Origin of the sequence: uncultured Methanobrevibacter sp. (assembly GCF_946184425.1) — an archaeon.
Classification (GTDB): Archaea; Methanobacteriota; Methanobacteria; order Methanobacteriales; family Methanobacteriaceae; genus Methanocatella.
The window spans coordinates 116987-125817 of the sequence record NZ_CAMHFP010000001.1; the positions used below are offsets into that span (position 1 = coordinate 116987).

Annotated in this window: 2 protein-coding genes (1 of these 2 cut by a window edge); one reads left to right on the top strand and one right to left on the bottom strand. The window is 36.2% G+C overall.

Features of this window, described 5'->3' with window-relative positions; genetic code table 11:
* A protein-coding gene (locus Q0P94_RS00245; protein WP_295112206.1) for an Ig-like domain repeat protein crosses the window boundary here: on the top strand, nt 1-8370 show its 3' end. The gene continues 19074 nt to the left of window position 1, outside the view; only the last 8370 of its 27444 coding nucleotides appear in the window; its start codon lies beyond the left edge, outside the window; it ends in the stop codon at nt 8368-8370.
* A 121-nt stretch (nt 8371-8491) separates the two neighbouring features.
* Here Q0P94_RS00245 and Q0P94_RS00250 read toward each other — a convergent pair.
* Nucleotides 8492-8831 (bottom strand): transposase (locus Q0P94_RS00250; protein ID WP_295112208.1); only part of this gene is annotated, 340 nt, incomplete at its 5' end.

Consider the following 8831-nt stretch of genomic DNA (forward strand, 5'->3'; position numbering starts at 1 on the left):
GTCTTAGTTAAAGTTACAATGACTCCTGAAATTACTGGATATGTGACCTTAACCGTCAGTACTGCTGGTAGTACTGATAAGAACTACAGGGTTGCGGTTATAGACGGTTATGGAGAATATCCTATTACTAATTTGGCAAATGCTACTTATTCCATTAAGGCGGAATTCGCAGGTAATGCTAAATATGCAAACAGCACTTCTGAAGTTAAAACATTATTATCAAATAAAATAATCACTGGCCTATCAATCAGCATTGATAATGATTCCATAGATGTTGGCGATAATGCCACTGTCAGCATTCAGTTATTAAATGAATTTAATAATATTATCCACATGAATGCAATTGTCACAGTTAAAGTTAATGGCAATAATCACACTGTTGGTCTTGTAAATGGTGAAGGCAAATTTACTTTAACAAATCTCGCCAACGGCACATATGTCATTAATGCAGTATTTGCAGGTAATGATGATTATGCCGGAAGCACTTCCAACACAGTAACCTTAAAAGTCAATAAGATTGCTACTTCAATTGGAGTCAGTGTTGCAGACCCTGTAACTTATGGTGGCAATGCAGTCATTACAGTTACTATGAATCCTTCAATCAACGCTTCTGTTGTTGTTAGAGTTGATGGTAAGAATTACACTGTTGCTGTTGTAAATGGAGTGGGCAAATTAAATGTATCAGGATTAAATGTTGCTAATTATGGAGTAAATGTAACTTATGCTGGTGATAATAAATACTCTGCAAGCAGTAACAACACTACTTCATTCGATGTCATCGCAGCTAATTTAAATGCAGCTGCAGTCGGATTAAATGTAACTGTTGAAGAAAATGCTGGTATTGTAATCACTGTTCCTTCAGACTTCACTGGTAAAGTAAAAGTCAATGTAAGTGCAATCAAATATGATGATGACGTAATTTCATTAATTAACATTGGCAAATTCACTGCAGGCACATACACTGCTAATGTAACATTCTATGGCGATAATAACTATAACACTAAATCAGTAACTGTAAACTTCAATGTAACTAGAGTTACTCCTTCCATTAATGTAACTATTGATGATGTGACTTATCCTAAAGATGCTGTTGCCAACATTGTCATTGGAAATAATGCAAATGGTACAGTAAATATCACTGTAGGTAAAAAGACATTTATTGGAACCGTAGAGAATGGTGTTGCTACTGTCAATTTATCCAAATTGTCTGGAGGCATTCATAACGCTACAGTCGAATTCTTCACAGGTGATGATTATAACAATAATGTAACTTCCGCTCTTGTTAAATTCCTTGTCCTTCCAAACAATTCACTTATCTCTATTGATGGTGCAAAAGCAATCTATGTGGTTGGTGAAGACATAGACATTGAATTTAATGTGATTAACTCTACTGGAAAACTTGATATTTACATTAATGGTAATTATGTCACAACATACAATTCTAATCCGAATATCCATGACTTTATCCGTAGTTTAGGTGAAGGCAACTACACTATAACTGCCGTTTTAGATGGTGATGAAAATTACACTGGTTTCACTACATCTGTTTCATTCAAAGTTGTTAAAAATAATTTAACAATTAGCGTTAATGACACTACTGATCCTTCAACCATTGTTGTGGGCAGTCCTGTAACATTCACAGCCAACTTAAATGTAATTGTAACTGGTGATGTGATATTCGCAATCAACGGTGCAAACTACACAGTACATGTTTCAAATGCTGATAAAGCTACTTATGAATACACTCCTGTTAACAATGCTACAATTAAAGTCGTTGCAACATTCGCAGGTAATGATAAGTATAACTCTAAAGTATCCGCTCAAAAAGAATTTGAAGTAAATAGAATCAATACTTCAATGGACATTAAAGTAACCAACTCAACAGTTGGTTCTGTAGAACAAATCAATGTGACTGTGCCTGGTGATGCAACCGGTCAAATATTACTTGACATTGACGGCAAACATTACTATGCAAACATCACTGAAGGTGTGGCACAATTCAACATAACTGGCCTTAAAGCTGGAGAACATGAATTTAACGTAACTTACCTTGGAAACTACAAATACTTGGCAAACAATACAAATGCAACCCTGAAAGTATCCAAATTACAACCTGCATTTGCTGTAAATGGAACCAACATTACTGTTGGCGATTCCGAACTGATCAAATTTGAAACTGCCGAAAACATAACTGGTATTGTTAAAGTTGAAATCGGCGCCAGAAACTACACTGCATTTGTAAATGAAGGCAAAGGTAACCTGACAGTATACCATTTGGCTGCTGGAGAATACAATGTGACCGTATACTTCGCAGGAAATGAAAAATACCTAAATGCTTCTGCTAAGAACAAATTCAAAGTAAGTCAAACAAACGCTGATATAAGAATCATAACTCAAAACATAACTTATGGCGGCACTGAAACAATTACAGTTTACGTAAATGCAACCGGTAATGTAACCATTACTGTAGGTGACAAAGTATTCGAAGAAAAAGTTCTTGAAAATGGATTTGTAACTGTAAACGTAACTGGCCTTGATGCCGGCAGACACAGTGTCGATGTAACCTATAATGGAAATGCAAACTTAACAACTAAAGATGCTACTGCTTACTTCAATGTATCAAAAGCTGCTCCTAGTGTGGATGTAAGTGTTGAAAACATCACATACTATGATACTGAACACATAACAGTAACAGTCAACACAGGAGGAAACGTAACAATTAAAGTTAACGGCAATGTTGTTGCTAAAGATGTTGTCTTAGATGTAAATAACAGCACTATTGTTCCTGTAACTGGCCTTAAAGCTGGAGTATATGATGTTGAAGTAATCTACAATGGTAATAAAAACTACACCTCCGGAACTGCAAATGCTGTATTCAAAGTAGCTAAAGCCGACGTGACTGTTGACGTTGAAGTTGATAACATTAATGTAAATGGCAAAGAAATAATCAATGTAACAATCAGTAATGTAAACGCAACCGGAAATGTAATAATTAATGTTGATGGTAAAAACTACACTCAACCAATTTCCGGCGGTAAAGCAAGTTTAACTTTAGATAAATTAACAAACGGAACTCACTCTGTTGTAGTGATTTATGAAGGAGATGCAAACCTAACTGGTAACTGGACTTCTGATAAATTCACTGTTGACAGATTAGCTTCCGAATTGACAATAACCTTAACTAATACAACAATCGACAAGACTGAAACTATAAAAGTAAATGTAACTGCAGGTGCAACCGGTCAAGTAATAATTACTGTTGACGGTGTCAAACATTATGTAACTATTGGAAATGACGGATATGCTACATTAGTGCTTGACAATTTAGAAAATAAAACCTATAATGTACATGCAGAATACCTTGGAGATGCAAACTACACAGGAAGCACTGGTGATGCAAGCTTTAACGTTGCTAAAATCCAATCCACTGTAACAGTTAAAGTAGACAACATTACTGTAGGAGATGTTGCAGCAGTAAATATTATTGTAATCACTGGCGCAACCGGTAACGTAACCATTAAGATTGGAAATGAATATGTAAACACTGTTGGCATAACTGATGGTGTGATAAGTGTTATCGTTCCTGGATTGACTGTCGGAAACAAAACAGTTGAAGTAACCTATAATGGAAATGAAAAATACTTAAGCAGTTCTGACTCTGCAAACTTCACTGTCGCAAAAACAACATCTGAAATTAAACTTGTTGTTGGTAATGTAACTTACGGTGAAAAAGTTCCAGTTACAGTATTCGTAAATGGAACAGGTAATGTAACCATTGAAATTGAAGGAGTCGTAACTATTCCTGATTTAGCTATTGTTGACGGTAAAGTAGAATATCTTATTCCTGAACTTGATGCCGGCAACTACACAGTTAAAGTAACCTACAATGGTAATGATGATATCAGCTCAACTGATGCTGAAGCTGAATTTGAAGTTGCAAAAGCAGATCCTGTAATAAACGTTGAAGTTAAAGATATTGCATACGGTGATGTCGAATACATTGTAATAACTTCAAATGCTCCTGGAAATGTAACTGTAATAATCAACGGTGTAACTAAAGTTGCCGAATTAACTTTAGAAAATGGCAGAACTGCAGTATTAATGGCATCCAGATGGAGTGTACCTGAATACAATGGTAAAGCTAATGTTGATGTTAAAAACTTGGAAGTTGGAAAATACTCTGTTGAAGCAATCTATAACGGTAATGAAAACTACAACAAAGCTACTGCTAATGCAGTATTCAATGTAGGCAAACAAAACACTACCGTGGATGTTCAAGTAGCACCATCCGTCAAAGTAGGTGAAACCCAAGTAATAAACATTACTATAAATAATGTAAATGCAACAGGCAATGTAACTATAAACATTGACGGTGTAAACTACACTGCTGAGCTAACAAACGGCAGAGCAAACTTCACAACTCCAAAACTTGCAAGTGGAAACCATACTGTAAATGTAATCTATGATGGTGATAAGAACTTAACCGGCAACTGGACTTCTGCAATCTTTGAAGTAACTAAACTCGATGCTCCTGTTTCAGTTGAAATCCAAAACTGCACTGTTGGAGGCAAACAGACAATTACTGTAACTGTTCCTGATGATGCAACCGGTCAAGTATTAATTGACATCAACGGTCAACATTACTATGCTAATGTAACAGGTGGAAAAGCTACATTAGAACTCAATAACTTACCTGCTGATGACTATACAGTTGTTGCAACATACTTAGGTGATGAAAACTACACTGCAAAATCTGCTGATTCAGCTACATTCAAAGTAAACAAAAACAACTCAACTTTAACTATTGAAACTCAAAACATTGCTGTAGGTGACAATGAAGTAATAATCTTCAACGTTCCAGAAGATGCAACAGGTAACATCACTGTTAAAGTTGCAGGAAAAACATACACTGTTGCTGTAAGTGGCGGAAAAGGTAACCTGACTGTTCCTAAACTCCACAGAGGAGACTACACTGTTGAAGCAACATACAATGGTGATGATAAATACCGCTCAAGCACTAACTCAACTGAATTTGAAGTTGCTAAAGAAGCACTCACTCCTGATGATGTTAAAGTCATTGATCAAGGAAACGGCACTGTCGTGGTTGTAGTTCCTGAAAACGCTACAGGTAATGTGACAGTAAAAGTCGGAGATAAAGAGTACAATGCTACTGTTGTCAACGGTACAGCTGTTGTAAATGTCGCTGATTTAGCTCCTGGCGAACATGAAATTGAAGTAATCTATCCTGGAGACAACAACTACAACGGAACTTCAACAAAAGGTAAAGTAACAGTTCCAAAACATGATACACCAATGTCTGTAAGTGTTGAAAACATTAAAGTTGGCCAAAACGGTGAAATTAATGTAAATGTTCCTAAAGATGCTACCGGTAATGTAACAATTGAAATAGATGGTGTAAAATACAGTGAAGAAATCAAAGATGGAAAAGCAACATTCACAATTGAAAACTTGACTGCTGGAACCAAGACAATTGCTGTGGATTACGCTGGTGATAATAACTTCACAGCTAACCACACAACAGCTAATATAACTGTATCCAAAAACAACCCAGAAGTCAATATTGATGTAACATCCGATGGTGACAATGCAATCATTGACATTACAGCTCCTAAAGATGTGACTAGGCCTGTTTTAGTCGATGTTGATGGTGTAGGATACTATGTAAATATTACTGACGGCAAAGGACAACTTGTAATTCCTGGACTCAGTGGCGGAAACCATGATGTGACTGCCAGATATCTTGGCGATGACAAGTATGGTCCTTCTGCAATTGCTTCAAAATCATTTGAAATAGAAAGCGTTCCTTCATCTGTTTCAGTTAAAGTTGACAACATTACTTATGGTGATAAGGCAGTTGTTGAAGTCACTGTTCCAAGTGATGCTACCGGTAATGTAACAATCAAGATTGGTGATAAGGAATATACTGTTCCTGTATCCGGTGGTAAAGGAGTACTTGTTGTACCTGATTTAGGTGCAGGAAACTACACTGTTGAAGCAACATACAACGGTGATGACAAATACGATTCAAGCAGCAATTCCACTGAATTGGAAGTCGTAAAAGAAAAAGTCACACCTGATGATGTCAAAGTCATTGATCAAGGAAACGGCACTGTGGCAGTTGTTGTTCCTGAAAACACAACCGGAAATATTACAGTTAAAGTTGGAAATGAAACATACACTGCTCCAATTGTTGATGGCAAAGCTATTATAAACATGACCAATGCAACTCCTGGCGAGCATGAAATTGAAGTAATCTATCCGGGTGATGATAACCACGACGGAACTTCAACTACAAGTAAAGTAACAGTTCCAAAACAAGACACTCCAGTCACAGTGACTGTTGAAAATATTAAAGTTGGAGATAAAGCAACTGTAACCGTAAATGTTCCTGCTGATGCTACTGGTAATGTGACTGTTGAAATCGATGGTGTAACATACACTGCTCCAATCAAAGACGGCAAAGCAACATTTGAAATTGCCGACTTGAAAGATGGAAACAAATCAATATTTGTAAGCTATGATGGTGACAGCAACTACAATGCAAATACAACTACTGCTCAATTCAGTGTAGATAAAAACAATGCTACAATCACTGCAACAATTAATGATATAGGTTCCGGTGAAAACCTAACAGTTACTGTTAAACTTCCTGATGATGCAACAGGTCAAGTATTGATTGACATTGATGGTGTAGGATACTACGTGAATGTTACAAATGGTACAGGAACCTGTGAGATTCCACATCTGTCAAGCGGAAACTATAATGTAACCTTGACATACACTGGCGATGACAAATACGCTTCAAGTTCCACATCCAAATCATTTAAGGTTGAAAAGGTAGAGTCATTCGTAATTCCTACCGCAGTAAACATTGTGGTTGGTGAAAACGAAAACATCAAATTGCTTGTTCCAAGTGATGCGACCGGAAATGTAACAGTTATTATCGATGGAACCGAATACAACTACAACTTGGATGATGATACTTTAAGCGCCGTATCCGGTGAAGGAAAATATACTGTAGCTGTTAGTGGTGGTAACGGAGTATTGGTGATTTCCGGCCTTCCACAAGGTGAATATTATGTAACTGTAAGGTACAATGGAGATCAAAAATACCTGCCTGCAGTAAATGCTACAATGTTTACTGTATCAAAAATAGATTCTACAGTTGATGTTGTTGATTTAGGTAACGGAACCGTTAGAGTTGTTGTTCCAAACGATGCAACAGGAACTGTAACTGTTAAAGTTGGAAACAAAACATACACTGCTGAGGTCAAAAACGGTACTGCAGATGTGACAATCGATGAATCCACTCCGGGTGTCCATGAAATTGAAGTGACTTACTCCGGTGACAAGGATTATGCTAGTAAAACTGTAAATTCAACAGTTGTTGTTCCAAAATATGATGCTCCAATATATGCATCAGCAAATAATGTCAGTGTTGGTCAAACACAGGTGGTTGTTGTAAATGTTCCGGGTAAGGCTACTGGAACTGTAACCGTTGAAGTTGATGGTAAATCATACACTGCTGAAGTCAAAGACGGTAAGGCGGAAGTCAAAATAACTGACTTGGATGCAGGTAAGAAAACAGCTGTTGTCAAATATTCAGGTGATGACTCATACTCTGAAAACTTGACTTCATTAGAATTCAATGTTGAAAAAGTCAAAAAGAGCATTTCTGCATTTGGAAAAGATGTTGTCGTTGGAAAAGATGAAGTAATTGTTGTTTCACTTCCTAAAGATGCAACTGGTCAGGTATTGGTTGAAATCAATGGTGTAGGTTACTATGCAGATGTTGTAAATGGTGTTGCAAGAATAACTATTCCAAAACTTCCTGCCGGTAAATACAATGCAAAACTAACTTATACTGGTGATGACAAATATGAAGAAAGTTCTACTACTGTTTCATTCACAGTCAAGAAAGCTTCATCATCTATTTCAGCTACTGCTGATGAGATCACTGTAGGTGAAGATGAAAAAATTACAGTCAAACTTCCAAGCGATGCAACTGGAACTGTGACAGTCACTATTGATGGTAAAAAATACACAGCTACAGTATCCAATGGAAAAGCAGTAATTGTCATTCCGGGTTTACCTGCTGGTGTTTATGATGCGGTTATTGTTTATTCAGGTGATGCAAAATATAACTCATCTACGTCTATGGTCCGTGTAGTTGTAAATGAGGATATCCATAATGAAACTAATAATCGCAATGCTTCACATGAAATTCCAGTAGATGTAAAAGAAGGCATTAGTTTATCTGACTATCCTACCGGTAATCCACTTTGGATATTGCTATTGGTTCTCTTAGCAATAGGATCAAATGAATTTAGAAGAAGATTTAGGAAATAGATTTTCCTAATTTTTTTACTTTTTTTATTTAATTCTATTTTTATCATTTTTTTTTAATTGAACTTTTTTTTACTAAAGGGTGTCCGCCAAAATTAGATTTTGGCAGATTTTGTTATTTTTTTTAAAATATTGTTACTTCGAGTTTTAATTGGTTTTTGATGGATGTGCTTTCGCAGAAATCTTCTAAGTCTTCTGTTGTGTTTTGTTTTTGTTGTTTTATGTTGTGTAATCGTATTAGATTGTATGTTAGTGCGTCTAAGTTTATTCTTTCTTCTGTTCTTATCATTCCGATGACTACTTCTTTTTCTATTTGGAATTGTTCTTTGAATATTCCAAATGGTCCTTCAACGCTTGATCTTTTGGCGTATTCGTCTTTATATTCTTGTTTTTCCATTTTTTGGTTCATTGCTTTTTGCATTTCTGAACCGTATTCTGTGATGGTTCTGTGTGTTTGTGAGGAT